Annotated in this window: 1 protein-coding gene; it reads left to right on the plus strand. The window is 32.0% G+C overall.

The features are described from left to right. The first annotated feature begins 182 nt into the window (after positions 1 to 182). The gene (locus tag A6E03_RS16285; protein WP_065593241.1) at positions 183 to 389 is read left to right on the plus strand and encodes a hypothetical protein; all 207 of its coding nucleotides are present in this window, start codon (positions 183 to 185) and stop codon (positions 387 to 389) included. Positions 390 to 531 lie beyond the last annotated feature (142 nt).

Below are 531 nucleotides of genomic sequence, written 5' to 3' on the forward strand. Positions count from 1 at the left end.
GTTATGCAGGCGTTATGCGTTTCGGTAACATTTCATTTTCTATCATTCTTAGCGATATATTTTTTTGAGTAATCCCACAGACTTCAAATTGTGTGCTATGCATTTTATTTCTGCATCAAAGTTTTATTTTTATCACCATGTTATTTTAATTGGATGCATTCATTAAATTTGGAAATGGGAATATGACTTATAAAAAAGTACAGGAATACGTAAAAAGAGAATATAACTTTTCAGTTAAAAGTTGTTGGATAGCTCATATAAAAGAATTGAATGGGATTAAAATGAAACAAGCTCCCAACCGTCTATCATCAACGGAGAGAAAATATCCATGTCCAGAAGAAAAAATATTGGTTGTAAAGAATGCAATGAAAAAATTCGGACTGATATAATCCGTTTAGTCGTAATATTTACCATCGAATAATACGCATAACAATCGCATCAACACGATTTACTACACTCGGCATCTCAGGTTGTCGGGTGTTTCTCGTTTTAAGGCGTCAATTTTAAGTATAATTGCATAGTAGTAAACGT

The sequence above is a fragment of the Aliivibrio sp. 1S128 genome (genome assembly GCF_001691065.1).
In the GTDB taxonomy this organism is placed as follows: domain Bacteria; phylum Pseudomonadota; class Gammaproteobacteria; order Enterobacterales; family Vibrionaceae; genus Aliivibrio.